Origin of the sequence: Streptacidiphilus sp. ASG 303 (genome assembly GCF_020991365.1) — a bacterium.
GTDB lineage: Bacteria > Actinomycetota > Actinomycetes > Streptomycetales > Streptomycetaceae > Peterkaempfera.
Genome location: NZ_JAJLRA010000002.1, coordinates 158878 through 184919 on the forward strand (window position 1 = coordinate 158878; position 26042 = coordinate 184919).

Genomic DNA, 26042 nt, shown 5'->3' on the forward strand with positions numbered 1-26042 from the left:
CGTCCCGTGACATGGGGGTGTCCGGGTCAACGCGGCCGCCCGGCCGGCCATTCCCCGACGGCTCCGGGAGGCGCGCCCCGCCGCCCGTGCCCCCGCCGGGGGCGTCACCCGGCGGCGTCCTCGCGCAGCAGGCGGCCGACGGCGCCGAGCCCGTCGGCGAGGACGGCGAGCTGCTCGCGGGTGAGGCGGTCGACGAGGAGGCGGCGCACCAGGGCGACGTGGCCCGGGGCGGCCGCCCGCAGGGTGCGGCGGCCGTCCTCGGTGAGGACGGCGTAGACGCCGCGGACGTCGGTGGGGCAGGAGCGGCGGCGGACGAGTCCGGCCTCCTCCAGCCGGGCGACCTGGTAGGTGAGGCTGCTCTTGGAGGTGAGCACGGCGTCGGCGAGCTCGGTCATGCGCAGTTCGCCGCCGGGCGCCCGCTCCAGGCGGACGAGGATCTCGTACTGGGGGTGGGAGAGCCCCGCCTCGGCCTTGAGCTGCTGCTCGATGCGGCGGTCGAGCAGCGCGCCGGCGGAGAGGAACGCCTCCCAGGCCCGCATCTCGTCGGCGTCCAGCCACCGCGTCTCGTCCATGGGGCCATCGTACGCGGTTGTTCACATTCGAACTTCCTTGTAGGGTCGCAGGGTGGTTCAGATTTGAACCAACCTGCCCCGGGGCAGCCAGGGAGGAGCCCGCCATGACCACCGCCGCCGCACCCGACCGGATGCCGGTCCTCTACCTCTCGCACGGCGCCCCGCCGCTCGCCGACGACCCCGTCTGGCCCGGCCAGCTGGCCGCCTGGTCGGCGGACCTGCCCCGGCCGACGGCGGTCCTGGTCGTCTCCGCCCACTGGGAGGAGGCGCCGCTCGCCCTCGGGGCCACCCGCACCCTGCCGCTGGTGTACGACTTCTGGGGCTTCCCCGAGCACTACTACCGGGTGGAGTACGCGGCACCGGGCGCGCCGGAGCTCGCCGAGAGCGTCCGCAAGCTGCTGCGCGCCCCCGGCACACCGGTGCAGGACGTCCCCGACCGGGGGCTGGACCACGGCGCGTACGTGCCGCTGGTCGAGATGTTCCCCGGCGCCGACGTCCCGGTCCTCCAGGTCTCGCTGCCGACCCTGGACCCGCGGCGGCTCATGGAGATCGGGCGGCGGCTCGCCCCGCTGCGCGACCAGGGGGTCCTCATCGTCGGCAGCGGCTTCTTCACCCACAACCTGCGGGCGCTCAGCCGGGACGGGCGCGTCACGGGCGTCATGGCCGAGTTCGACGACTGGGGGCGGCGCGCCCTGGAGGCGGGGGACGTCGACGCCCTGCTCGACTTCGAGCACCGCGCCCCGGCCGGGCGGCTGGCGCACCCGCGCACCGAGCACTTCGCGCCGCTCTTCGTCGCCCTGGGCGCCGGGGCCGACGAACTCGCCTCGCAGCGCACGGTGATCGACGGCTTCTGGATGGGCCTCGCCAAGCGGTCGATCCAGATCGGCTGAGCCGGCCCGGTCGGGCGGGTGGGCCCGGTCGGCCGGGTGGGCCCGGTCGGGCGGATGGGCCGGGTCGGGCGGGCGGGCCCGGTCGGGCGGGCGGGCCCGGTCGGGCGGATGGGCCGGGGCCGGCGGGAGCCCGCCCGCATCCGGAGCCGCACCGGCCCCGCACCGGCGCCCGGAGCCGCGAGGGCCACGGGTGCGGGCGCGGAGGCGACCCGCGGCGGACGGGGCGCGGGTGACGCTCAGCCGTCCTCCGCCGCCCACCGCGCCCACTGCTCGGGCGTGTCCGCGTCGTCCGGCCGGGCCACGTCCCCGCACTCGACCAGCTCCAGCTCCGCCGCCCGCGCCGCCAGCAGCGCCCGCGCGCCCGCGTCGCCCCGGGCCGCGTCCGCCGCCTCCGCGAAGTACCGGGAGCCGATCAGCACCGGATGGCCGCGCACGCCCCCGTACACCGCCGCCGCCAGGGGGGCGCCCGCACGGTGGGCGGCCAGCAGGCGCGCCACGGCCCGCGCCGTCACCCCCGGGGTGTCCACGAGCGCCACCAGGGCCGCCGGACAGTCCGGCGGCAGCGACGCGAGGCCGGCCCGCAGCGAGGAGCCCATCCCTTCCGCCCAACCGGGGTTGGCCACCACCGTGCAGCCGGCCAGGTCCGCGGCGGCCGCCACCCGCTCCCGGCCGGCGCCCAGCACCACGTGCACCGGGTCGCAGCCGCCCTCGCGGACCACCGCGACCGCGTGCTCCACCAGCGGCCGCCCCCGGTACTCCAGCAGCGCCTTGGGCCGGCCGCCGAGCCTCCGCCCGGCACCGGCCGCCAGCACGATCGCCGCCACGCGCGGCCCCTGGTCTCCCACGGCCCCAGCCTGCCGCACGACGGGCCGCACCCGGTACCGGACCGCACGGCGGGGCCGGGGACGGGCGGGACTGCGGGGCCGGGGCCCGGCGGGGCCGCGGGGCCCGGACTGCACCCCGGACCGCCCGGGTAGAGGGCACTTGACGGCCCATGACCCGCCTGGTCCCCTGGGCACCCCGTCCACCCGCCCGCCCGTCCCACCAGCCGGAGAGCCCCGTGCGCAAGAGCCGCCCCGTCATATCCGCGACCACCGTGCTCCTGCTCGCCCTCACCGGCTGCTCCTCGGCCACCCTGGGCGGCGGCACCCCGCCGGCCCCCCTCCCGGACCGGTCCGGCGACGGCGCGGCCGCCTCCGGCCCCGGTACCGACCCGCTGGACAACCCCGACGGCACCCGCCCCGGCCTCGGGCCCGTGCCCCCGCAGGACCGCGCCCGGGCGCGGGAGCTCATCGCCCGGGTCCGCACGGCGGGCAAGGGGCCGAGGACGGGGTACTCGCGGGAGCGGTTCGGCTACGCCTGGACCGACGCCGTCGACGACGTGCCGCTGGCCCACAACGGCTGCGACACCCGCAACGACCTGCTGGCCCGCGACGGCCGCGACCTGCGGCACCGGTCCGGCTCGAAGTGCGTCGTCACCGCGATGACGCTGTACGACCCGTACACCGGGAAGACCCTGAAGTGGACCAAGCAGCACGCCTCCGAGGTCCAGATCGACCACATCATGCCCCTGTCGTACGACTGGCAGATGGGCGCGGCGCACTGGGACGCGGCCGAGCGCGAGCGGATCGCGAACGACCCGCTCAACCTGCTGCCGGCCGACGGGTCGCAGAACTCGCAGAAGCGGGACTACGGCCCGGCGTCCTGGCTGCCGCCGAACAAGGCGGTGCGCTGCGCCTACGTGGTGCGGTTCGCCCAGGTGTCGCTGAAGTACGCCCTGCCGGTGACCGCCCCCGACAAGCGAGTGATGCTCGCCCAGTGCGGCGGCTGACGCGGCCGCCGGGCCGGCGCCCCGCAGGACGGGGCGGGGCCGGGCGACCCTGAGAGACCCCTGAGGATCGACGCAAGTGCTGCCGCGGGGGAGGCGGATCGGGGACCATGGGGGGCGAGCCCCAGCCCCGAGCCGATCGGACGGTGCGCACGATGTCCGGAACGCCGCCCCCCGACGAGTCCGCGGCGCGCGGGGCCGAGGCCCCGCGGTGCGGCGGCGGGCCGGTCCGCTGCCCGGCGTGCCGGCGCGAGCACCTGTACCGGCCGCCGGCGCTTCCCTGCCCGTGCGGCGCCTCGCTGAGGATGCCGCTGCTGCGAGGCGGGGCGCCGGTCCAGGTGCGCTTCCGGTCGTGGGAGGACTCCTGGCTGTCCCTGCGGTGCCCCCGGTGCGGGCGGTCCGAGCAGTGGCCGCAGCCGGAGTTCACCTGCCACTGCGGCGCCACCGTGCGGCTGCCGGTGGACCGCACGCTCCGGGAGGAGGCCGTGCACCCCGGCGTGCAGCCGCACGCCGCGCCCCCGATCGCCCCGACGGCACCCGCCGCCCCGGCCGGACCGCGGGGAGGCCCGCCGGAGGCGGCGGGCGCCGCCCGCCCGGGCACGGCGCCCCCGCGCCCGGGCGTGCCCTTCCGGCCGCACCCGGTGCGGACCCGGCAGGACGCGGTGACGGCGGCGGCGCGCTTCCTGGAGTGGCTCGGGTTCGGCGGTCTGGAGGCGTCCGCCGCACCGGAGGGGGACGGCGTCCGCCTGCTGGGCCCCGGGCTGGTGGCGCAGGTGGAGGCGTGGAGCGGGCCGGCGGACCTGCGGGCGGTGGAGTGCCTGTGGCTGGCGACCCTCCATGCGGAGGAGTCGGCGACGGTCCTGTTCACCCTCCCGGGTTGTCCGCGTGAGGCCGTGGTGCGGGCCGAACAGCTGCTGGTGGCCCTCTTCCTCCTCGGCCCGTCCGGGGTGCCGGAGCCCCTCAACGGCGCGGCGCGGACGCTGGTGCGCACCGGATCCACCTCCTGAGCGGGGGGCACGCACCTGCCGGCCGGTCCGATCCGGTGTCAGGAAACAGGCGGTGCACGTGATCTGGCGCACAAGCGCGTCCGCATGCTGAAATTCCGCAACGGCGGTCCCGGTGCCGGACACCGCGCACGAGGAGGTGGCGTTGCCGGAGCACGAAGCAGCACCGGTCGGCCCGTGGCGCTCGCGCGCACCGGCACCCGCCGCCGCGGACGACGCGGTGTGGCGGCTGCGGTCGCGCGCCTGCTGGGCGGAGGCGGCCGAACTGCTGGCGCCGCTGGCCGGCCGGGACCCCTGGGCGGCGCTGCGGCGGGCCGAGCTCCTGATCGAGCAGTGCCTCTACACGGCCGACGGCTGGGAGGAGGCGGAGGCGGCCCTGCGGCAGGCCGAGGCCGCCGCCCGCAGTCCCGAGCAGCGGGCGGCGGCGGCGTGCGAACGGGGCTTCCTGGCCTACGTGGCGACCCTGCTGGGGGTGCGGGACCGGGCCGACGAGGCGAAGGCCGCCCTCGGGCGCACCTCGGCGATGCTCTCCCCGGACGCGCCGGGCCGGCCGCTGCTGGACTTCCGGCGCGGGCTGGTCGCCGAGAACCTGCAGCACGACCCGGCGGCGGCCCGCACCGCCTACCTGCGGGCCCAGGCGGGCGCGGAGGAGCGGGGCGACGACCTGCTCCGCTCCCACACCTGCCGCCACCTGGCCGGACTGGCGCTGGCCGAGGGGGACCGGGCGGCGGCCCGGGAGGGTTTCACCGCCTCCCTGCGGCTGCGGGAGCAGCTGGGCTTCACCGTGGGGATGGCGCCGGCGCTGGCGTCGCTGGCCGACGCGTCCGAGCCGGTCGAGGCGGCGCGGCTGCGGGCGGAGGCCGCGCGGCTGGTGGGGGCGCTGGGCGGGGTGCCGGTGTGGCTGGCGGGCCGGCTGGCGGAACCGGCGCCACCGGCGGGCCGGCCGTCCCCCGCGGGGCGCCCGACGCTCGCGGGACGGCTCCCCGGGCCGGGGCTGCCGGGCGCGGGCCGGAGCGGCACGGGACAGATCCCCACGGGACAGAGCGGCACGGGGCGGAGCGGCACGGGGCGGAGCGGCATCCGGCGGACCGGCGCAGGGCGCGACGGCGGCGGGCGGGGCGCGGGGGCAACCGGCGGCGAGGTCGGCTAAGGTAAGCCTTACCTGCTCAGCCGTTGCCCCTCCGACCGACAGGTCCCCCGCGCATGCACGCCGCCGGCAGCACCCTCCCCGCTCCGTCCGCCGCACCGCCCGCCTCCGCCGGCCTCTCCCCCGCCCGGCGCGGCCCGGACCTGCAGCCCTGCGCCGGCGCCTACGCCCGCCTGGCCCGGGTCTTCCCCGGCCTGCGCGCGGAGGTCGCCGCGCCGCGCTCGGGCGGCGGCTGGACCACCGGGGCCGACCTGGCGGGCGACCCGGACGTGCTGCGCCGCACGGTCGAGGCCGAGGCGCGGTGCGGACCGGAGCGGTACGGCGGGCCGCTGCGCCCCGACGTCGCGGCGGGCTTCGCCCTGCACCGCTACGCCTGGCCCGCCTGCCTGCTCCTCAGCCTCCCCTGGTTCCTGGAGCGCAGGGTCCCCCGGCTGTCCCCCGCCGCGGTGTCGGTCCACCGGGCGGCGGGCCGGGCGACGGCGGCCGTGGACTCCTTCGCCTGCCTGCCCGGCGACCCGGCGGCCGGCCTGCCCGGCGCCCGGACGGTCGCCGGGGCGGCGGAGCTGCGGGCCGAGCTGCTGGCGGCGGTCGCGGCGCACCTGGAACCGGTGCTGGCCGCCTTCCGCCCGCTGCTGCGGCGCGGACCGCGCACCCTGTGGGCGACGGCCACCGACGAGCTCGTCGAGGGGCTCTGGTACGCGGGGAGCCTGCTCGGGGAGGAGGAGCGGGCGGCGGCCGAGCTGTCCGCGCTGCTCCCGGGCGGCACCGCGCCGTTCGCCGGGGGCGCGGACTTCCGGCTGCTGGACCAGGGGCCCGGACGGGCCCCGATGCGGACCAGGACGCGGGTGAGCTGCTGCCTCCACTACACGGTCCGCCCGGAGGCGGCCTGCTTCGGCTGCCCGCGCGGCCGCGGAGGCGGGGAAACGGGCTGCGGGTCCTAAATCACTCGCATTGGTGTATTGAACGCCGAATCAGCCGTACGGCCCCGTACCGTCCGCCAGGATGGTCCGCCATGAGACTCTCCGACATCCCTCCGGGCTGGGCCGCGGGCGGCGTGGCGGCCCTGGTGGCCGCCGGCGTGCTGCTCGCCCTCCTGCGCGGCCGCGGCGAACACCGCCGGTCCGACACCGACTCCTGGGAGCGCAGCGAGGAGCGCCGGCGGCGCAAGGAGATGGTGTACGGGATCGCTTCGTACGCCCTGCTGTTCTGCTGTGCGGCGGTGGCCGCGGCGCTCTCCTTCCACGGGCTGGTCGGCTTCGGCGTGCAGAACCTCAACCTGTCCGGCGGCTGGGAGTACCTGGTGCCGTTCGGGCTGGACGGCGCCGCGATGTTCTGCTCGGTGCTGGCGGTCCGCGAGGCCAGCCACGGCGACGCGGCGTTCGGCTCCCGGCTGCTGGTGTGGCTCTTCGCCTTCGCCTCGGCCTGGTTCAACTGGGTCCACGCCCCGCGCGGCGGCGGCCACGACGGCGCCCCCCAGTTCTTCTCCGGCATGTCCGTCTCGGCCGCGATCCTCTTCGACCGCGCCCTGAAGCAGACCCGCAAGGCCGCCCTGCGCGAGCAGGGCCTGGTGCCGCGCCCGCTCCCCCAGATCCGGACGGTCCGCTGGCTGCGGGCCCCCCGCGAGACCTACGCCGCCTGGTCGCTGATGCTCCTGGAGGGCGTGCGGAGCCTGGACGAGGCCGTCGAGGAGGTCCGCGACGAGCGGCGGGAGCGGGCGGCCGCCCGGGAGCGGCAGCGGCTCGCCGAACGGCGCGAGCGTGCCGAGATCCGGGCGCTCAGCCGGGCGCACGGCGGCTGGGTGCGGCCGCGCGGCCCGCGCGGCGCCGTGCCGGTGCTGCAGGCGGCGGGCGAGCAGGGCGGGTACGACCAGCGCGGCGCGGAGCCTGCCATAGCCGCCTCCGGGAGCGCGGGAGCGGCGGTGGCCGGCGACGGCACGGGCGCCGGACGGGGCACGGAGGCGGGGGCAGGGGCGGGGACGGGCTCCGGGCGGCCCGGGGCGGCGGCGGGCCCGGGCGGCGACCGGGTGTACGACCTCAGCGCGGAGGACGACACGCTGACCCTGCCGCGGCTCGACTCGCTGGAGGAGAAGCTCCGCAGCCTGGAGCAGCAGCTCGGCTGAGCGGCCCCTGCAGTCCGGCGTGCCGGGCCTGCGCCGGTCCCCGCGCCGCAGGCCCGGCGGCGGGGCGGGCGCCGGGCGGCCCGGGACGCGGGCCCGAGGAGTGCCGTCGGCCCGGGTGACGGGCGTGCCCCGTGCCCGTGGCTCAGTCGGCCGTGGTGCCGAGCTCGAACCACATCCGCTTGCCGCTGCCGCGCGGCTCGACCCCCCAGGAGTCGGCCAGCGCCTCCACGAGCATCAGCCCCCGGCCCGACGACGCCTGTTCGCCGGGGGTGCGGCGGGTGGGCCACCGGTCGGAGTCGTCCTCGACCTCCAGCCGGAAGCGGACCGGGCCGTCCCCGTCCCGGTACAGCCGTGCGGTGACCATGGCGTCCCGGTCGGTGTGCACCAGCGCGTTGGTGACCAGCTCGGAGGCGAGCAGCTCCGCGGTGTCGGCGAGGTCCCCGACCCCCCAGCGGGTCACCGCGGCGCGGATCTCACCCCGCAGCTCGGCGATCCGCGCAAGGTCCGCCTGGCCGATGCGGCGGCGCAGCCGCTGCTGCGGCAGACCGCCCTCCGGCCCGTCCCAGCGCATCAGCAGCAGCGCGATGTCGTCCTCGCGCTCCGCCGAGTCGACGGCGTCGGCGGCGATCCGGTCGGCGAGCGCCTCCAGCGGGTCGGTGCCGTCGGCGACGGCCGGCAGCGGTCCGCCGAGCACGCGGCGCAGCCGCTCCATGCCCTCGTCCAGGTCGACGGTGCGGGCCTCGACCAGGCCGTCGGTGGTGAGCACCACGACCTCGCCGGGGTCCAGGGTGAAGCGGGTGACCTGGTACTCCTCCTCCGGCGAGATGCCCAGCGGCAGCCCGCCGGCCACCGGCTGCACCGCGGTCGAGCCGTCGGTGCGGCGCACCACCGGGTCCAGGTGGCCGGCACGCACCGCGTAGACGACGCCGTGCTCGACGTTGACCTCGGCGTAGGTGCAGGTCGCGAAGTGGCCGGTGTCCAGGTCGGCGAGGAAGCGGGAGGCGCGGGCCATCACCGCCGCGGGCGGGTGCCCCTCGGCCGCGTAGGCCCGCAGGGCGATGCGCAGCTGGCCCATGACGCCGGCGGCGTGGACGTCGTGGCCCTGCACGTCCCCTATCACCAGCCCCACGTGGCCGCCGGGCAGCGGCACCACGTCGTACCAGTCGCCGCCGATCTGCAGGCCGGTGCCGGCCGGCAGGTAGCGGACGGCGGTGGTGGTGCCGGGCACGGGCGGCACCCGGCGGGGCAGCATCACCCGCTGCAGGCCGGAGGCGAGCTCGTGCTCGGCGTCGTGCAGGCGGGCACGCGCCAGGGACTGGCCGACGAGGCCGCCCAGGGTGGACAGCAGGGTGCGGTCGTCGCCGCCGAGGTCCCGGTCGTCGTCGAAACTGACCAGGCAGACCCCGATCGGCCGGCTGCCCGCGATGAGCGGCAGGAACGCCCAGGAGCGGCGGCCCAGCACGCTGACGCGGGGCCAGGCCTCGGGGTAGCGCCGCCGGTACTCCTCGGGGCTGGCCAGGAAGACCGGGGTGCGGGTGCGGACGGCGTCCGAGGCCGGGTGCCGGGGGTCCAGCGGGGTGCGGTCGTAGGGCTGGAGGGACTCCGGGCGGTAGCCGGTGGCACCGAGGATCTGCAGGCGGCCGTTCTCCAGGGAGGCGAGGACGAGGCCGTCCGGCGGCCGTCCGGGCAGCGGGAGCTCGGTGAAGACGCGGGCGACGTCGCGGACGGTGACCGCCTCGGAGAGGGCGCGGGCCGCCTCCTTGATGAAGCGGGTGCGCTCCTCGCGCACCACCGCCATCCGGTCGGCCCTGGTCCGCTTGTGGAGTTCGGCGGTGGCGTCCCAGACGAAGCCGACCATGCGGGAGGCGCGGCCCTGGGCGTCGGCGAGCACCCGGCCGCGGAAGCGCACCGCGTGCATCTCGCCGCCGGGGAAGACGGTGCGGTAGTAGGCGCCGCACTGGCCGAGCTCGGCGACGGCGCGCTCGACGCGGCGCCGCACCACGGGGGCGTCCTCGGGGTGGAGCAGGGCGAGGAACGCCTCGGAGCTGCGGTCGAAGCGGTCCGGGTCCAGTCCGAGGATGCGGCAGGCGCGGAGGTCGCCCTCCAGGACGTCGCTGCGGATGTCCCAGTCGAAGGAGCCGATGCCGTTGGCGGCCATCGCCGGCTCCAGCCACTCCGGCGCGGAGTCTGCGGCCGGTGTGGGGACGCCGCGCGCCGCGGCGGCGAGGTGGGCGCCGCGCAGGGCCCGCTCGCGCTCCCCCCGTTCGCGCTCGCGCACGCTCTGCTCCGGCGGACGGAACGGCGGGCGGCGGGTGGGCCCCTGAGGCTTGGGCTCGGTCGCCATGCTTCTCCTGCCGCTCCCGGTCACCGCGGCCCGGGCGGGACCGCACACATTCTCCTCATCCTCCCGGATGTTCGCCCGCGCGGCAATGCCGGTCGTCTGCGAACCGGCGACGGGCGCGGCGGGCGTGCTCCGGAGCACCACCCGAGGCTAACCCAGGGCGGGGGGCGGCCGTCGGGCCCCGGGCCCGGGGGCGGTCCCGGGCGCCGGACCCGGGCCGGACCCGGTGCCCGGCTCGGACCGGGCAGGGCGGGGCCGGGCTCAGGGCAGGGCTCAGGGCCGGACGAGTTCGAACCAGGTGGCCTTGCCGTCCCCGCGCGGCTGGACGCCCCAGTCGTCGGCGAGGGCCTGGACGAGCAGGAGGCCGCGTCCGGAGGCGGCGTGCTCGCCCGGGGTCCGGGCCCGAGGGCGCTGCGAGGCGCCGTCGCGGACCTCGACCCGCAGGCGGGTGCCGTGCGGCGGGGTGCGGCCGGGAGTGCCGCCGGCCGGGGTGACCAGGGTGGCGGCGAGCACCGCGCCGTGGTCGGTGTGGACGAGGGCGTTGGTGACCAGTTCGGAGACGAGCAGCTCCGCGGTGTCGGCCAGGTCGCCGACACCCCAGCGGTGGAGCGCGGCCCGCAGCTGTCGGCGGACCCTGCCGACGGCGACCAGGTCGGCGGGGTCGACGGCGCGGCGCAGGCGGCGGCGGAGCACGTGGCCGGGAGGGGCGTCCCAGCGGGCGAGGAGGAGGCCCGGGCCGTCGGGGCCGCCGTGCCGGCTGCGGAGGAGGGCGGCGGCGCCGTCGGCGAGGGCGTCGAGGTCGTCGGCGGGGGCTGCGGCCAGGTGCGCGCACAGGGCGCGGGCGTCGCCGCCGGGTCCGCCCTCCTCCTGCTGCCCGTCCCCCTCCGGGTGCGGGTCCGGATCCCGTCGGCGGTCCGGGTGGGAGGGGTGGGGCGGGTAGGACGGGCGGCGTGGGCGGGACTCCGTGGCGGCGTCGGTGCGGAGCAGCAGGACGGCACCGGGCTCCAGGTCGAGACGGGTGACGGGGTGTCCGTCCTCGGGGTCGACGCCGAGCGGGGGGCCGCCCTCGACGTCGGGCCGGTCGCAGTCGCCGTGCGGGCCCCGGACGAGCGGTCCGCGGTGGCCGGCCCGGACGACCTCGGCGGTTCCGGCAAGGGTGTCCAGGTCGACGTAGGTGCAGCCGGCGGAGATGCCGCTGCCGAGGCCGGCGAGGAAGCGGGAGGCGCGGGAGACGACGGCGGCGGGGTCGTGCCCCTCGGCGGCGTAGGCGCGCAGGGCGGCGCGGAGCTGGCCCGTCACGGCGGCCGCGTGCGCGCCGCGGCCCCGGACGCGGCCGACGACGAGGCCGAGGTGGGCGCCCGGCAGCGGGATGGCGTCGCACCAGTCGCCGCCGGTCCCCGGGCGGCCGGAGGCGGTGGCAGGGCGCGCGGCGACGGTGACGCCGGGGACGGGGACGGACGGCACGGAGCGGGGCGCAACGGCGTGCCGCAGCCACACGGCGAGGTCCTCCTCGGCGGTGACGTCGCGCACGGTGCCGACGATGCGGGCGGCCCCGCCGCCGGGGCCGGACAGTGCACGGCCGTGGGCGGCGAGCCTGCGGTCCGGCCCGTCGGGGCGGGGGACGCGGAACCGTGCACGGCAGGGGCCGCAGGCGGCCGCGGCCGCTCGTACGGCGGCGTCGAGCAGGTGCAGGTCGCCGGGGTCGAGGCGGCGGCGCAGCAGGTCCGCCCGGCCTTCGAGGACGCCGGCGGGGAGGCCGAGGAGGAGGCGGGTCGGCTCGTCCCAGACGAGGCGGCCGCTGCGGAGGTCCCAGTCGAAGGTGCCGGTGCCGGGGTCCCCGTCGAAGGTGCCGGAGTCGGTGCCGGCGCCGGAGCCGGTGCCGGGGACAGGGCCGGGGGCGGGGCGTGCGGGCTCCCGCCGCGCCGACGGGGGCGGGGGCGCTTCGGCGGGGCGGTCCGGCGTCACCGGGCGGTCCGGCATGGAGGGGCCGCCCGGCGCGGCGGAGTCGCTCTGCGCGGGTGGGTCGCCCGGTACGGAGGGGCGGGGGCCGGGCCGGGAGCCGGCCTCGGCGCCGGATGCGGACCGGGGACAGGAGCCGGTGCCGGGCGGCCGGGGCTCGGGGACCGGGAGGCCCGGGGGGCCGAGGGCCGGCCGCTCCGGGGCCGACGGGTCCGTGGGGGGCGGGGGCACGGGGGTCGGGGGCACGGGGGTCGGGGGCACGGGGTCGCCGCCAGCGAGGGCGTCGCCCGCGGGGGCGCTGCGCTGCCGCGGGAGACGCGGGTGACCGTCTATCACTTCTGCTCCGCCCTTCGCAGACGATCCGGCCCTCACCTCCCCCCGTCCCGTCGCGGCGGGTTTCCGGAGGCGTGGATTCCGGACACGGGGGCCGCCCACCGCGTCCGCATGCGTCATGCCCGCGCAAAGCAGCGCGCACTCCGACCCGCCTCCCCGCCCCCGCCTCCCCGCCCCCGTCTCCCTGCGCCCTTCCGCCGCCCCCTCCCGCACGCAGAGTCCTCGGGACACCTCCGCACGGGTGCCCGGCGGCGGCAGCGCGGCGCCGGGCCGGGCGGTGCGCCGCACCCCTGCGCCACCCCTCGCGGCAGTCCCCCGTGACAGGCCCCCACGCCAGGACCCCACGGCAGGCCCACGCGGCAGGACCCCGCCCCGGGCACGGCGGCGGCCCCGGACGGCCGCGGCCCAGGCATGGCCGGGCACGGGGGCGGGCACACCGTGGGGGTGCGGCGGCCCCGCCGCGCGGACCGACGGGCGGGTGAGCGGCGTGCACGACGACCGGCTGCTGGTGGAGGGCCGCCTGGACCGGGCGATGGACCAGTGGATCCGCCCGGCGCAGTACGGCGCCCGGTCCCCGCTGCGGGTCTCCGCGCGGCACCTGCCGGGCGAGCCGGTGCCGGTGCGGGAGGTGCTGGGGGCGGGGTTCGAGCCGTTCCCGGTCGGCGGGGCGTGGGGGCCGCCGTGGTCGACGACCTGGTTCCGCTTCGAGGGCGAGGTGCCGCGGGAGTGGGCGGGGCGGCGCGTGGAGGCGGTCTTCGACCTCGGGTACGGGGAGGGCTGGCCGGGCTTCCAGGCCGAGGCGCTGGTGTACGACGCGTCGGGCGTGCCGCTCAAGGGGCTGCACCCGCGCAACCGGTGGATCCCGGTGGGGAACCCGGTCGCGGGCGGCGAGCGGGTGGAGCTGCTCGCCGAGGCCGCGGCCAACCCCGCGGTGCTGCACGGCTTCCGGCCGACGCAGCTCGGCGACCTGCTCACCGCGGGCGACGAGCCGCTGTACCGGCTGGCGCAGGCGGAGCTGGCGGTGCTGGAGGAGGAGGTCTGGCACCTGGTGCTGGACGTGGAGGTGCTGGCGGAGCTGATGCACGAGCTCGCCTTCACCGACCCGCGGCGGCACGGGATCCTGCGCGCCCTGGAGCGGATGCTGGACGCGCTGGACCTGCACGACGTGCCCGGTACCGCGGCGGCCGGCCGGGCCGAGCTGGCGGAGGAGCTCGCCCGCCCCGCGCACGCCAGCGCGCACCGGCTCTCGGCCGTCGGGCACGCCCACATCGACTCGGCCTGGCTGTGGCCGCTGCGCGAGACGGTGCGCAAGGCGTCGCGGACCTTCGCCAACGTCACGGCGCTCGCCGAGGACTACCCGGAGCTGGTCTTCGCCTGCTCGCAGGCCCAGCAGTACGCCTGGGTGAAGGAGCACCAGCCGCACGTCTGGGAGCGCATCAGGCGGGCGGTGGCGGCGGGCACCTGGGCGCCCGTGGGGTCGATGTGGGTGGAGTCGGACACCAACATGCCCGGCGGGGAGGCGCTGGCCCGGCAGCTGGTGCACGGCAAGCGCTTCTTCGCCGAGGAGCTGGGGGTGGAGACCCGCGAGGTGTGGCTGCCCGACTCCTTCGGCTACACCGCGGCGTTCCCGCAGCTGGCGCGGCTGGCCGGGGTCCGCTGGTTCCTCACCCAGAAGCTGAGCTGGAACCAGACCAACCCGATGCCGCACCACTCCTTCTGGTGGGAGGGCATCGACGGCAGCCGGGTGTTCACCCACTTCCCGCCCGTCGACACCTACAACGCGACCTTCGCGGGCGCCGAACTGGCCCGCGCGGTGCGGAACTTCGCCGAGCACGGGCGGGCCGGACGCTCGCTGGTCCCCTTCGGGTACGGCGACGGCGGGGGCGGTCCGACCCGGGAGATGCTGGAGAAGGCCCGCCGGCTGCGGGACCTGGAGGGGTCGCCGCGGGTGGCGGTGGAGTCCCCGGCGGCGTTCTTCGAGGCGGCGGAGGCCGAGTACGGGGAGCAGGCGCCGGTGTGGACGGGCGAGATGTACCTGGAGCTGCACCGCGCCACGTACACCACCCAGGCGAAGACCAAGCAGGGCAACCGCCGGGCCGAGGCGCTCCTGCGGGAGGCGGAGCTGTGGGCGGCCACGGCGGCGCTGCGCGCGCCCGGCTACGCCTACCCGTACGAGGAGCTGGACCGGCTGTGGAGGACGGTGCTGCTGCACCAGTTCCACGACATCCTGCCGGGCAGTTCCATCGCGTGGGTGCACCGGGAGGCGCGGGAGACCTATGCGGCGGTGCACGCGGAGCTGGACGCGCTCACCGCCGCGGCGGCGGAGGCCCTGGCGGGCGCGGCGGCGGACGCCGGCGCGGCAGGGGCGACCGGGGCGACAGGCGAGGGGGATGCGGCCGGCAAGGGCGACGAGGGCGGCGGCGGACCTCCGGGGGCGCCGGGCGCCGGGCGCGGCACGGCGGTGCTCAACGCGGCGTCCTTCGACCGGGCGGAGGTGCTGGTCGGCGCGGACGGGGAGCCGCGGTGGGCCGAGGCGCCCGCGCTCGGCGCCGGCGCGCTGCGCGACGGCCTGCCGGACGGGGTCGCGCCGGCCGTGCTGCTGCGGGCCGGCGACGGCGGCTTCGTCCTGGAGAACGGCCTGCTGAGGGTGGTGGTGGACGCCGACGGGCTGCTGTCCTCGGTCCGCGACCTGACCGCGGACCGGGAGGTTTTGTCCCCGGGCGGACGCGGCAACCTCCTGCAGCTGCACCCCGACCATCCCAACCAGTGGGACGCCTGGGACATCGACCGCCACTACCGGCGGCGGTGCACCGACCTGGTGGCGGCCGAGTCGGTCACCGGGGAGGCGGCGGGGCCGCTGCTGGCGTCGGTGCGGGTGGTGCGGCGGTTCGGCTCCTCCTCGGCGGTCCAGGTGCTGCGGCTGGCGGCCGGGTCGCCGCGGCTGGAGGTGGCCACGGAGGTGGACTGGCGGGAGTCGGAGAAGGTGCTGAAGGCGGCGTTCCCGCTGGACGTGCACGCCGACCGGTCCACGGCGGAGATCCAGTTCGGGCACGTGCACCGGCCGACCCACACGAACACCGGCTGGGAGGCGGCGCGGTTCGAGGTCTGCGCCCACCGCTGGATCCACGTCGGGGAGCCGGAGTACGGGATCGCGCTGCTCAACGACTCCACCTACGGCCACGACGTGACCCGGAGCGCGGGGGAGCACGGCACCACGACCACCGTCCGGCTGACGCTGCTGCGCGCCCCGCGCTGCCCCGATCCGGAGACCGACCGGGACGTCCACCGCTTCCGGTACGCGCTGCAGCCCGGCGCCGGGATCGGCGACGCGGTGGCGGGCGGCCACGCGCTCAACCTGCCGCTGCGGACGGTACCGGGCCCCGCCCCGGCCGGGCCGCCGCTGGTCGCGGTCGAGGGCCCGGCGGTCACGGTGGAGTCGGTGAAGCTCGCCGACGACCGCTCGGGGGACGTGGTGGTCCGGCTCTACGAGTCGCGCGGCGGACGGGCCCGCGGCACCCTGCGGACGGGCTTCCCGGTCGCCGCGGCGACCGTCACCGACCTGCTGGAGCGTCCGCTCCCGGACGGCGCGGCGGACGCGCCGACCCCGGCGGGCGGCCCGCCGGACGCCCTGCGGCTGTCGCTGCGCCCCTTCCAGATCCTGACGGTCCGTCTGACGCCGGCGGGCCGCCCGGGCCCGACGCCGGGCCCGGCGTCGGGCCCGCCGTCGCCGTCTCCGGGCGAGGGGCCGGCGGGGAGGCCGGGGGGCGCACCGGCGTGACGGGCCGCTCCCGGAGCGGCTCCCGCGGACCGGCCCCGCAGGCCGGGACCGGCCCGCGGGTCCGGTCGGGAGCCGTCGGCGCGCACCGCCTCGGTGCGCGGCGGGGCCGGTCCTGACCGACGGCAGCGCGGCGAACGCCGGTCCTTCCCGCCCCAGGGGGGCGGATACGCCCCGCCCCGGACCGAAGGCCGGAGCCGGGCGGACAGCCGGCACACCCGACGCCCGGCATCCCGCACCGGAGGCCCGGCCACGCGGAGTCCGCCCGGCCCGCCCCGGCCACCCCCGGGGCCCACCGGGCGCGCGCGGGCGGCCGGGTCGGGCGAGGCTGGACGGGACGAGGTGGACAGGGCGGCGGCGCTGGGGTTGAATGCCGCCCAGTCGTTTGAACGCCGTTCTAAACCCTGTCGAGCGAGGGCACGTGCGACTCACACCCACCGAGCGGGACCGGCTGCTGATCTTCACAGCTGCCGAACTGGCCCGCGCCCGCCGCGCCCGCGGCGTTCGCCTCAACGTCCCCGAGGCCACCGCGCTCATCGCGGACACCGTCTGCGAGGCCGCCCGCGACGGGGCCCGGCTGGCGGGGGCGATCGAGGCGGGACGCACGGTGCTGGGCGCCGACGACGTGCTGCCCGGCGTGCCCGACGTGGTCACGGTGGTGCAGGTCGAGGCGGTCTTCGACGACGGCACCCGGCTCGCCGTGGTCACCGACCCGTTCCAGGGCGCCGGTTCGCTCGGCGACGACGCCCCCGGGGCGGCCCTCCCGGGCAGCGGGACCGGGTACGAGCCCGCGCCCGCGCCGCTGCGCCTGCCGGTGCGCAACACCTCGGACGTGCCGATCTCCGTCACCTCCCACTTCCACTTCTTCGAGACCAACCCGCGTCTGGCCTTCGACCGTGCGGCCGCGTACGGCACCCGGCTGGCCGTGGCGGCGGGCTCCTCGGTGCGCTTCGACCCCGGGGCGACGGTGGAGGTGGCCCTGGTGCCGATCGGCGGTGCCCGGGTCGCCGTCGGCTTCGCCGGCCTGGTGGACGGGCCGCTGGACGCCCCCGGCGCCAAGGAGGCGGCCCTCGCCAAGGCGCGGGCCACGGGGTACCTGACCGCGTTCGACGGGGGCACGGGGACCGGCGGGCCGGGCAGCGGCACGGGCAAGGGTGAGGACGAGGGGAGCAGCCGCGCATGAGGTCCGGCAACGCGGAGATCACCGGGGGCGGCGGCAGCAGCCTCCACGGCGGCATCGACGCCCACGACTACATCGCCGTGCACGGTCCCCGGGCCGGCGACCGGATCCGGCTCGGCGACTCGGGCCTGATCGTCCGGGTGGAGTCCGACTCCCAGGCACCGGGCGACGAGTTCCTGGCGGGCTTCGGGAAGACGGCCCGCGACGGCCTGCACCTCAAGGCCGCCGCCGTCCGCGACACCTGCGACGTGGTGATCAGCAACGTCACCGTGATCGACGCGGTGCTGGGCATCCGCAAGACGTCGATCGGCCTGGTCGGCGGCCGGATCGCCGCCATCGGACGGGCCGGCAACCCGGACACCCTCGACGGCGTGGACGTCGTCGTCGGCACGGGCACCACCATCGTCTCCGGCGAGGGGCTGATCGCCACCGCCGGGGCCGTCGACACGCACGTCCACCTGCTCTCCCCCCGGATCATGGAGGCCTCCCTGGCCTCCGGTGTGACGACGATCATCGGCCAGGAGTTCGGCCCGGTCTGGGGCGTGGGCGTCAACTCCCCCTGGGCGCTGCGCCACGCCTTCAACGCCTTCGACGCGTGGCCGGTCAACATCGGCTTCCTCGCCCGCGGCTCCTCGTCGGGCGACGCGCCCCTGGTGGAGGCGCTCGCCGAGGGCGGCGCCTCCGGCTTCAAGGTGCACGAGGACATGGGTGCGCACACCCGGGCCCTGGACACCGCGCTCCGGGTCGCCGAGGAGCACGACGTCCAGGTGGCGCTGCACACGGACGGCCTCAACGAGTGCCTGTCCGTGGAGGACACCCTCGCCGTCCTCGACGGCCGCACCATCCACGCCTTCCACATCGAGGGCTGCGGCGGCGGCCACGTGCCCAACGTGCTGCGCATGGCGGGCGTGCCCAACGTCATCGGGTCGTCCACCAACCCCACCCTCCCCTTCGGCCGGGACGCGCTCGGCGAGCACTTCGGCATGATCGTCTCCGCCCACGCCCTCAAGGTGGACCTCCCGGGCGACGCCGCCATGGCGCGCGACCGGATCCGGGCGGGCACCATGGGCGCCGAGGACGTCCTGCACGACCTGGGCATGATCGGCATCACCTCCTCGGACGCCCAGGGCATGGGCCGCGCCGGCGAGACCGTGCGCCGCACCTTCGCCATGGCCGGGAAGATGAAGGGCGAACTGGGCCCCCTCGACGGCACCTCCTCCCTCGGTGAGCGCGACAGCGGCGACGACAACGAGCGTGTCCTGCGCTACATCGCCAAGCTGACCATCAACCCCGCCATCGCCCACGGCCTGGCCCACGAGATCGGCTCCCTGGAGGTCGGCAAGCTCGCCGACATCGTGCTCTGGCGCCCCGACCACTTCGGCGCCAAGCCGCAGCTGGTGCTCAAGGCAGGCTTCCCCGCGTACGGCGTGGTCGGCGACCCCAACGCCTCCACCGACACCTGCGAACCGCTGGTGCTCGGACCGCAGTTCGGCGCCCACGGTGCGACCGCCGCCGACCTCTCGGTGGCGTTCGTCGCCCAGGCCGCGGCCGACGCGGCCGACCCCGGCGCCTCCGGCATGGCGCACCGCCCCGGCGACGGCATGCCGACCCGGCGCCGCCGCGTCGGGGTGCGCCGCACCCGGGGCATCGGCCCGCGCGACATGGTCCGCAACGGCCGGACCGGCGAGGTCCGGGTGGACGCCGCCACCGGCCTGGTGACGCTCGACGGCGCCCCCCTGCGCTCCGAGCCCGCCGACAGCGTGTCGCTCAGCCGCCTCTACTTCCTCTGAGACCCCGGTCCTCGGAGGCCCCGGTCCTCCGGCGCCTCCGAGGACCGGGCCTCGCCCGAGGCCTCCCCCAGCTCCGCCCCGCGACCTCCCCCGCGAGCCACCCCACCCCGAGGACTCCCATGACCGGCCCCGCCCCCTCCCCCGCCGAGCTCGGCTTCTCCATGCCTGCCGAGTGGCAGCCGCACGAGCGCACGTGGATGGCCTTCCCCACCCCGAACGACACCTTCGGCTCCGACCCGTCCGAAGGCGGCGGCCTCGACACCGCCCGCCGCGCGTGGGCCTCCGTCGCCGACACCATCGTCCGCCACGAGCCGGTCAGCCTCATCGTCAATCCTGGGGAGACCGAGACCGCCCGCCGCTACGTGTCCCCCGCGGTGGAGGTCGTCGAGCGTCCGCTGGACGACGCGTGGATGCGCGACATCGGCCCCACCTTCCTGACCGACGGCCGGGGCGGCCTCGCCGCCGCCGACTGGGTCTTCAACGGCTGGGGCGCCCAGTCCTGGGCCTCCTGGGACAACGACGAGCACGTCGCCGAGCACGTCGCCGAGCTGTCCGGCGCCCGCCGCTTCGCCTCCCGCCTGGTCAACGAGGGCGGCGGCATCCACGTCGACGGCGAGGGCACCGTCCTGATCACCGAGACGGTCCAGCTCGACCCCGGCCGCAACCCCGGCTGGACCCGCGAGGAGGTGGAGCGGGAGCTGCACGCCTTCCTCGGCACCCGCAAGGCGATCTGGCTGCCCCGCGGCCTGACCCGCGACTACGACGAGTTCGGCACCCGCGGCCACGTCGACATCGTCGCCGCCTTCCTCCGCCCCGGCCTGGTCGTCGCGCACAGCCAGCCCGACCCGGCCCACCCCGACCACGAGGTCTGCAAGGAGATCACCGCCCTCCTGCGCGCCTCCACCGACGCCCACGGCCGCCCCCTGGAGGTCGTCGAGCTGGCCGCCCCCACCGTGCTGCACGACGAGGACGGCGAGCCGGTCGACTACTCCTACATCAACCACTACCTGGCCAACGGCTCCGTGGTGCTCTGCGCCTTCGACGACCCGCGCGACGAGGCGGCCGCCGAGGTCTTCGCCAAGGTCTTCCCCGAGCGCGCGGTGGAGCTGGTCGACGCCCGCCCGGTCTTCGCCAACGGGGGCGGCATCCACTGCATCACCCAGCAGCAGCCGAAGGCGTGACAAGCTGGCTGGTCGAGGGCTTTGACCTGCGGACTCTCTGCTGGAGAGCTGGGGGAGGCTAGCGGATCCCCGTCGTTGGGTGACAGCAGCCAGCGATGATCGCCTCCCGCCTCCTCCCACTCGATCATGAAAATGGACCTGAGCCGGGTGGCCCCGCCCCAGGGCACTCGGTGCCGACCTGGCTCCGGCCGACCGCGCCGGGGAAGTACACCCTTGCCCCCGGCCTGCCCCGAGCGCAGTCGGGGACGGAACGACCGGTCAGTCCTGGACCAAGATGCTGGTGATGCGAGGTCCCATGCCCTGAACGTAGGCGAGGTTGGTCAGCAGCATGCCCTGGGGTTCGGTGAAGCGGGCGAGTTTGAGCGGGCCCGTGTCCACCGGGTCGCAGCCGATCTGGGCGGCCAGGCCGACGACGGTCGCACGGGCACCGGCGTCGTCGCCGCAGACGAAGAGACCGGGGCGATGGCCGCCGACCTCGGCGGAGTCGCTGCTCAGGAGTTCGGCGAAGGGCGGGATCGCCTTGACGACGGCGGCATCGGGCGCATGCCTGGCCACTTCCTCGCCAGCCGAGGTGGTGGTGCCGAGGACGAGCTCGCTCATGTCGGGGGCGAACGGGTTGGTCGTGTCCCACACGACCCTTCCGGTCAGGGAGTCGGCCACCTGGTCGACGAGTCCGAGGGTCACGGGCCACGGGGTCGACAGGAGGACAACGTCCCCGTGCCGTGCCGCCTGCTCGGGGCTGCCCGGGCGGGCACCGCCGCCCATGGTCCGGGCGGCTCGGGCGACCTTGTCCTCAGTGCGCGCGAAAGCCACGACGATGTCGTGGCCGGCCCCGGCGAGCCTGCGCCCGAGTGCGGTGCCGAGGTTCCCTGCACCGAGGATTCCGATCTTCACGTTCCGACCTCCTGGTCCGGTCGATGCGGCGTGTTCCTCCCCGGCCGGTCCGCGCCCGGATCCGGTGACTGGTCAGCCAAGGTTGACCCAGACGGTCTTGTACTGGGTGTAGCTCTCCAGCGCCTCTGCGCCCTGTTCCCTCCCGTATCCGGAGGCCTTGTACCCGCCGAACGGAGCGTTGGGGTGGTACTTGTGCCAGGTGTTGAGCCAGACCGTGCCGGCCTTGATCCGGTCTGCCAGCCTCATGGCGCGGCCGAGGTCGGAGGTCTGGATTCCCGAGGCGAGGCCGTAGTCGGTGTCGTTGGCCAGCCGGACGGCCTCGTCCTCGCCGTCGAAGGGGATGACCGGTACCACGGGCCCGAAGATCTCCTCCCGGCTGATCCTGAGGTCGTTGGTCGCGTCCGCGAAGACCGTCGCCTCGATGAACAGCCCCTTGCCGTCGATCTTGGGTGCGTTGCCGCCGGCGACGAGGCGCGCCGGGCTTTCCTTTCCCGCCTCCACGTATCCGAGGATCTTGTCGTACTCAGGCCGGGTGGCGATCGGGCCGAGCTGGGTGGCGGGATCGAGCGGGTCGCCGAGGACTGCGTCCCGTGCCATGGCGGCGAACCTTTCGACGAATTCGTCGTAGATCGGTTGCTCGACCAGGATCCGGGAGCCGGCCACGCACACCTCGCCCTTGTTCCAGAAGATCCCCCAGAACGCGGCTTGCAGGGCGGCATCCATGTCGGCATCGGCGAAGACGATGTTGGGGCTCTTGCCGCCGAGTTCCATCGTCTGGTGCTTGATCGTGGCAGCGCCGTTCCGGATCAGGTTCTGACCGACCGAGGTGGAGCCGGTGAATGCGATTTTCTCCACCTTCCTGGACTTCACCAGGGCGTCGCCCACCGCTCCCCCGGGGCCGGTGATCAGGTTGTACGCCCCGTCGGGCACGCCGGCGTCGAGGGCGACCTGGGCGAGGGCGAGGGCGGTGAGCGGTGTGTCCGAAGCAGGCTTGTGGACGACGACGTTGCCTGCGGCCAGCGCAGGGGCGACCTTGGAGCAGGTCAGGGCGAGCGGGAAGTTCCAGGGGGTGATGGCGCCGATCACGCCGAGCGGTTCGCGCCTGGTGAGGACACGGATGGTGGGCTCGTACGTTGTGCGGTAGCTGCCGTCCATGTGCGCCATGGCTTGCCCGGCGAAGAACCGGAAGAGCCCGGAGCAGTGAGGCATGATGATCGTTCGGAAATCCGTGTACGGCATGCCCATGTCCATGGCCTCGCGAAGCGCGAAATCGTCGGCGCGTTCGTCGAGGAGGTCGGCCATCCTGAAGAGGATCCTTGCGCGTTCCTCATGCCCCATCCGCCCCCAGGGGCCCTCCTCGAATGCGGTGCGGGCGGCATCGATCGCACGTTCCGCGTCGGCTGCGGAAGCCCGTTGAACATGAGTGATCGACTCTTCTGTCGTCGGATCCACCACGTTCATGGTCTCGCCGTCGGCGGCGTCGACCCATCGGCCGTCGATCAGCAGCTTTCCAGGGGGGATGGGCATGCGTCGCGGTCGCGACGAGCGCTCTCCGATTTCACGAGGATGCGCCAGGTTTTCACGCGGGGCGGTCTCTTGAGACATGAGAAGTATCCGTTCGCCGACCTTTGTTTCTGCGACGGCACAGTTCCCCCCTGCGGTCCGCCGATTCGGCAGATCGCCATCTAGCCCTTCATGAACGGTACTGCTCCTCCACCTCGGCATCAATCCGGGGTGAATGCCATCACGTGCAGTGCTCAGGGCCTGACCACAGGTCATACGGATTCGCCTTGCAGGGATATCGCGCTTCCCCCGGAGCAGGTGATCGATGAGTGGATCGACGCCCGGAAGGAGACAGGGGAGGAATGAATCCTCGGGCAGGCGGGCTTCCGGCCGGTGCGGAACGGAATCGGCTCCGGGAGGGCCGGCCCGGCCACGGGGCGGGCCGCGGAGGGCTGCCGGGCGGGCCCGCCGAGCCGCCGCAGTGGTTGCTGAAGAGCTGCTCTCCGAGCCCGCTCCCGCTCCACCCGCACGGAACCGTTTCCGAGTCGACCGAACGCCCGGTGCGTGGGCAAGTGGGCTGCGTGCGGACCGAGCGGCACGCACGGCTCACGATCTCGGCTGCCGAGGGGCCGGCAAGGACGGTCCCGCATGGGCTCCGGTACGGGATGGGGGCAGTCCGACGGGGAAGCGGCGCTCCTGGGCGGCGGTCGAGGAGTGGACGGGCGACCGGCTGCAGGGCGTGGGGGGTGTGTACTCTCAGGTCACGCGGGCGACGGAGCGACGGATCGCCGAGGATCTGCAAGGTATGCGGGAGAAGCCACAGGACGACGCGGGGAGACGATCTCCCGCTCCTCTCCCGGTTGATCTACGGGTGGTGCGGTTTTGGCAGGTCAGAGGGTCAGGGGTCTCTCCCCCGTTGCGATCCACTGCATCACCCAGCAGCAGCCCAGGACGTGAGCGCCGACCCGCCGCCGGGCCCGGGCGCATCCGGCCCGGCAGGTCCCCCCGGGCCGGACGCACCGGGCGGGCCGGACGCACCGGACGCGGCCGGCGGACGGCCCCCCGGCCGGGGCAGGGCCCGGCGGGCGGCGCTGCCCCGCGAGCAGGTGCTGGCGGCCGCCATGGCCGCGATCGCCGAGCACGGCCTCGCGGGGCTGACCATGGCCGCCCTCGGCCGGCAGGTGGGGATGAGCGGCGGCCACCTCCTCTACTACTTCGGCAGCAAGGACCGGCTGCTGCTGGAGACGCTGCGCTGGAGCGAGGAGCAGCTGGGCGGGCAGCGCCGCGAGGTGCTGGCCCGCCCCGGGACGTCCGCGCGGGAGCGGCTCGCCGCCTACGCGGACCTGTACCTGCCCGACGGGCCCGGGGACCCGCGCTGGACCCTGTGGATCGAGGTCTGGGGCCGGTCCCTCGCCGACGCCGGGATCCGGGGCGCGCAGCCCGACGTCGAGGAGCCCTGGCACCGCGACCTGGTGGCGCTGCTGCGGGAGGGCGCGGCCGCCGGGGAGTTCGGACCGGTGGACGCCGAGGCGGCCGCGGTGCGGATCAGGGCGCTGCTCGACGGCTTCTCCACGCCGATCGCCGTCGGGCTGCCGGGCGTGCGGCGGGAGGAGTCGCTGGCGCACGTGGCCGCGGTGCTCGACCGGCTGCTGGCCGCCGGCTGAGGGGCCCGGGCCGCGGTGCGGGCCCGCGGGGCGGGTCCGGTACCGCGGCCCGGGCGGCGGGCGGGCCGCCGCGCTCCGGGCGGCGGGTCAGCCGGCCCAGAACACGGCGGCGGCGCGGTCGCCCGCGTAGCCCTTGGCCCGCACCTGGAGCTGCCGCAGGAAGTCCACCGTGCCCGGCGGGTGCGGCTGCGACCAGTGGTCCGCGAGGAAGCGGGCCACGGCCGGCTCCTCCCGGACCGGTTCGGCGAGGCCCTCCGTCGCCAGCATCAGCACGTCGCCCGGGGAGGCGGTGACGAGCCGGAACCGGAACGCGGGGTCGGGCGGCGCGGCGCCCTCCCGCCCGTCCGGGTGCGGGTCGTGGAGCAGGCGCGCCCCGTAGGCGTCCACCCAGTGCCCGCGGCGCAGCAGGAAGAGGCCGCCGGGGCCGGTCCCGAAGCAGACCCGGTCGCCGACGGAGGGGTCCAGCGGGACCAGGACGCAGTGCAGCGCCCCCGCGTCCGCCTCCGGGCCCGCAGCCGCGCCCCCCGCCGGGCACGGCGGCGCGGCGTCCTCACGAGGGCGGCGCGGGTCGGCCGGTGCAGCCGGCTCCGGGTCCGGGTCCGGGTCCGCCGGGCGCAGCTGCTGGGCGGCACGGGCGACCAGCCGCTGCAGGCCGAAGCGCAGGCCGTCGCGCACGCCGCCGCGGAGGTCCGCGACGAGTTCGGCGCGGCTGCGGCCCAGCGCCGCCGCCAGGTGGCGGCACGCCTGGACGGCCGCCGTCGGCGGGGTGCCCGCGCCGCGGGGGGCGCCGGCCACCAGCGCGACCAGCACGCTGTCCGGACCCTCGCCGAAGCGCGCCACGAGCAGGGCGTCCCGGCGCGGCTCCCCGCGGTAGCGGGCCGAGTCGCCGCGCACGGCGGCCGCCCGCAGGGTGAGGGAGCCGTAGCCGGCGCCCTCGACGACGGTGTCCGGGACCAGGTCGCCGAGGCCTTCGGGGTCGGCCGGGGGCAGGGCGGACGGCTCGGCGTCGTAGGTGGGGGGCCGGTCGCCCACGTGCGGCAGCGGCGGGCCCGGCCGCGGGGCAGAGGGGCGGTCGCCCGGGTCCGGTCCGGTTCGGGGGGCGGCGGGGGCGGCGGGCGGTGCGGGCACGGCGGAGGACGGGCGGGGAGCCGAGGAAAGGGCGGTGGCGGCCGCCTCCGGAGGCGCGGGATGCGGCTGCGGGTCCGGCGGCGGGACCGTCCGCGGGTCCGGCGGCAGGTCCGTCCGCGGGTCCGGCGGCAGGTCCGTCCGCGGATCCAGCGGCGGGGCTCCCCCGTCGGCGGGGCGCGGAAGCGGGGCCCGCAGGTCCGGCGGCGGCGCGGCCGGTCGAGGCGGGACGGCCGGTCGCGGCGGCGCCGCGCGGGTGCCGTCGTCGGGCCGGACAGCGCCCACGGCCCCGGGCGGTGCCGCCTCCGGGTCCGGCGGAGAAGGTGCCTCCGGCAGGGGTGCACCGGCGGTGGGCGGCACCGCGGCCTCCGGACCGCCGACGCCGTGCCCGGACTGCGGCGGCGGACCGCTCCCGGGCTCGGCGGTCCGGACGGGCTCCGCGGTCCGGACGGGCTCCGGGCCGCCGGGCCCAGGGCTCACGGACTCGGGCCTCACGGGCTCGGGGCCGGCGGACTCAGGACTCACCGACTCGGGGCCCACGGGCTCGGGGCCCACGGGCTCGGGGCCGGCGGACTCAGGACTCACCGACTCGGGGCCCACGGGGTCCGGGGCTGCGCCCCGCGGGTCCGGCGCCCCTGCGGGAGGACGCTGACCGGGCAGGACGGACGTGCGGGCCGCGGGCGCCCCCTCCGCGATGACGCCCTGGGCGGCCGCGAACCAGTCGTCCAGCGGGTCCG

17 protein-coding genes and 1 pseudogene are annotated in these 26042 nt (G+C 77.0%); 11 read left to right on the forward strand and 7 right to left on the reverse strand.

Annotation, left to right across the window (positions count from 1 at the left end; translation table 11 throughout):
* Nucleotides 1-104: 104 nt before the first annotated feature.
* Nucleotides 105-572 carry a MarR family winged helix-turn-helix transcriptional regulator gene (locus LO771_RS03455; protein ID WP_230648085.1) on the reverse strand — a complete coding sequence of 156 codons (468 nt, stop codon included), beginning with the start codon at nucleotides 570-572 and terminating at the stop codon, nucleotides 105-107.
* Between the two features lie 104 nt (nucleotides 573-676).
* Here LO771_RS03455 and LO771_RS03460 point away from each other — a divergent pair, with 104 nt between their 5' ends.
* A complete protein-coding gene (locus LO771_RS03460; protein WP_230648086.1) occupies nucleotides 677-1462 on the forward strand; it encodes a dioxygenase in 786 nt (261 codons plus the stop codon).
* A gap of 236 nt (nucleotides 1463-1698) precedes the next feature.
* Here LO771_RS03460 and LO771_RS03470 read toward each other — a convergent pair whose 3' ends face one another.
* Complete coding sequence (locus LO771_RS03470; RefSeq protein WP_230648087.1) at nucleotides 1699-2307, reverse strand: NTP transferase domain-containing protein; 609 nt, start codon at nucleotides 2305-2307, stop codon at nucleotides 1699-1701.
* Nucleotides 2308-2522: 215 nt separating this feature from the next.
* Here LO771_RS03470 and LO771_RS03475 point away from each other — a divergent pair, with 215 nt between their 5' ends.
* From LO771_RS03475 to LO771_RS03495, 5 genes and pseudogenes are all read left to right on the forward strand, one after another.
* Nucleotides 2523-3293 carry an HNH endonuclease family protein gene (locus tag LO771_RS03475; RefSeq protein ID WP_230648088.1) on the forward strand — a complete coding sequence of 257 codons (771 nt, stop codon included), beginning with the start codon at nucleotides 2523-2525 and terminating at the stop codon, nucleotides 3291-3293.
* 302 nt (nucleotides 3294-3595) lie between these two features.
* Entirely contained in the window at nucleotides 3596-4297 is a 702-nt protein-coding gene (locus LO771_RS03480) for a hypothetical protein (RefSeq protein WP_230648089.1), read from the forward strand.
* 142 nt (nucleotides 4298-4439) lie between these two features.
* A pseudogene (locus LO771_RS03485) lies at nucleotides 4440-5231 on the forward strand (hypothetical protein); the annotation flags it as partial.
* 266 nt (nucleotides 5232-5497) lie between these two features.
* Nucleotides 5498-6382, forward strand: coding sequence for an iron-sulfur protein (locus LO771_RS03490; protein ID WP_230648090.1), 885 nt, complete (start codon nucleotides 5498-5500; stop codon nucleotides 6380-6382).
* A gap of 71 nt (nucleotides 6383-6453) precedes the next feature.
* Nucleotides 6454-7560 carry a DUF2637 domain-containing protein gene (locus tag LO771_RS03495; RefSeq protein WP_230648091.1) on the forward strand — a complete coding sequence of 369 codons (1107 nt, stop codon included), beginning with the start codon at nucleotides 6454-6456 and terminating at the stop codon, nucleotides 7558-7560.
* Between the two features lie 142 nt (nucleotides 7561-7702).
* Here the strand turns inward: LO771_RS03495 and LO771_RS03500 are convergent, their stop codons facing one another.
* Complete coding sequence (locus tag LO771_RS03500; protein WP_230648092.1) at nucleotides 7703-9904, reverse strand: SpoIIE family protein phosphatase; 2202 nt, start codon at nucleotides 9902-9904, stop codon at nucleotides 7703-7705.
* 270 nt (nucleotides 9905-10174) lie between these two features.
* Complete coding sequence (locus LO771_RS03505) at nucleotides 10175-11866, reverse strand: SpoIIE family protein phosphatase (RefSeq protein WP_230648093.1); 1692 nt, start codon at nucleotides 11864-11866, stop codon at nucleotides 10175-10177.
* A gap of 814 nt (nucleotides 11867-12680) precedes the next feature.
* On the opposite strand from LO771_RS03505, the gene LO771_RS03510 reads away from it, so the two are divergent.
* From LO771_RS03510 to LO771_RS03525, 4 genes are all read left to right on the forward strand, one after another.
* Complete coding sequence (locus LO771_RS03510) at nucleotides 12681-15971, forward strand: glycoside hydrolase family 38 C-terminal domain-containing protein (RefSeq protein WP_230648328.1); 3291 nt, start codon at nucleotides 12681-12683, stop codon at nucleotides 15969-15971.
* A 418-nt stretch (nucleotides 15972-16389) separates the two neighbouring features.
* Entirely contained in the window at nucleotides 16390-17151 is a 762-nt protein-coding gene (gene ureA, locus LO771_RS03515) for an urease subunit gamma (RefSeq protein WP_230648094.1), read from the forward strand.
* Nucleotides 17148-18938 carry an urease subunit alpha gene (locus LO771_RS03520; protein ID WP_230648095.1) on the forward strand — a complete coding sequence of 597 codons (1791 nt, stop codon included), beginning with the start codon at nucleotides 17148-17150 and terminating at the stop codon, nucleotides 18936-18938. Before ureA ends, LO771_RS03520 begins: the two co-directional genes overlap by 4 nt.
* A gap of 119 nt (nucleotides 18939-19057) precedes the next feature.
* On the forward strand, nucleotides 19058-20119 hold the full coding sequence (locus LO771_RS03525; RefSeq protein WP_230648096.1) for an agmatine/peptidylarginine deiminase: 1062 nt from the start codon (nucleotides 19058-19060) through the stop codon (nucleotides 20117-20119).
* A 258-nt stretch (nucleotides 20120-20377) separates the two neighbouring features.
* On the opposite strand, the gene LO771_RS03530 is transcribed toward LO771_RS03525, so the two are convergent.
* A complete protein-coding gene (locus tag LO771_RS03530) occupies nucleotides 20378-21013 on the reverse strand; it encodes an NADPH-dependent F420 reductase (protein ID WP_230648097.1) in 636 nt (211 codons plus the stop codon).
* A gap of 72 nt (nucleotides 21014-21085) precedes the next feature.
* Nucleotides 21086-22618, reverse strand: a complete 1533-nt coding sequence (locus LO771_RS03535) for an aldehyde dehydrogenase (RefSeq protein ID WP_230648098.1) — start codon at nucleotides 22616-22618, stop codon at nucleotides 21086-21088.
* A 1019-nt stretch (nucleotides 22619-23637) separates the two neighbouring features.
* On the opposite strand from LO771_RS03535, the gene LO771_RS03540 reads away from it, so the two are divergent.
* The gene (locus LO771_RS03540) at nucleotides 23638-24180 is read left to right on the forward strand and encodes a TetR/AcrR family transcriptional regulator (protein ID WP_308188821.1); all 543 of its coding nucleotides are present in this window, start codon (nucleotides 23638-23640) and stop codon (nucleotides 24178-24180) included.
* An 87-nt stretch (nucleotides 24181-24267) separates the two neighbouring features.
* On the opposite strand, the gene LO771_RS31235 is transcribed toward LO771_RS03540, so the two are convergent.
* Entirely contained in the window at nucleotides 24268-25212 is a 945-nt protein-coding gene (locus LO771_RS31235; protein WP_230648099.1) for a protein phosphatase 2C domain-containing protein, read from the reverse strand.
* Nucleotides 25213-26042: the final 830 nt, after the last annotated feature.

Bases quoted from the DNA above. Each gene is read 5' to 3' on its own strand.
- LO771_RS03500 (WP_230648092.1), bottom strand. From the start codon at position 9,904: ATGGCGACCGAGCCCAAGCCTCAGGGGCCCACCCGCCGCCCGCCGTTC.
- LO771_RS03480 (WP_230648089.1), top strand. From the start codon at position 3,596: ATGCCGCTGCTGCGAGGCGGGGCGCCGGTCCAGGTGCGCTTCCGGTCG.
- LO771_RS03520 (WP_230648095.1), top strand. From the start codon at position 17,148: ATGAGGTCCGGCAACGCGGAGATCACCGGGGGCGGCGGCAGCAGCCTC.
- LO771_RS03490 (WP_230648090.1), top strand. From the start codon at position 5,498: ATGCACGCCGCCGGCAGCACCCTCCCCGCTCCGTCCGCCGCACCGCCC.
- LO771_RS03455 (WP_230648085.1), bottom strand. From the start codon at position 572: ATGGACGAGACGCGGTGGCTGGACGCCGACGAGATGCGGGCCTGGGAG.
- LO771_RS03495 (WP_230648091.1), top strand. From the start codon at position 6,454: ATGAGACTCTCCGACATCCCTCCGGGCTGGGCCGCGGGCGGCGTGGCG.
- LO771_RS03540 (WP_308188821.1), top strand. From the start codon at position 23,638: ATGGCCGCGATCGCCGAGCACGGCCTCGCGGGGCTGACCATGGCCGCC.
- LO771_RS03525 (WP_230648096.1), top strand. From the start codon at position 19,058: ATGACCGGCCCCGCCCCCTCCCCCGCCGAGCTCGGCTTCTCCATGCCT.
- LO771_RS03535 (WP_230648098.1), bottom strand. From the start codon at position 22,618: ATGTCTCAAGAGACCGCCCCGCGTGAAAACCTGGCGCATCCTCGTGAA.
- LO771_RS03460 (WP_230648086.1), top strand. From the start codon at position 677: ATGACCACCGCCGCCGCACCCGACCGGATGCCGGTCCTCTACCTCTCG.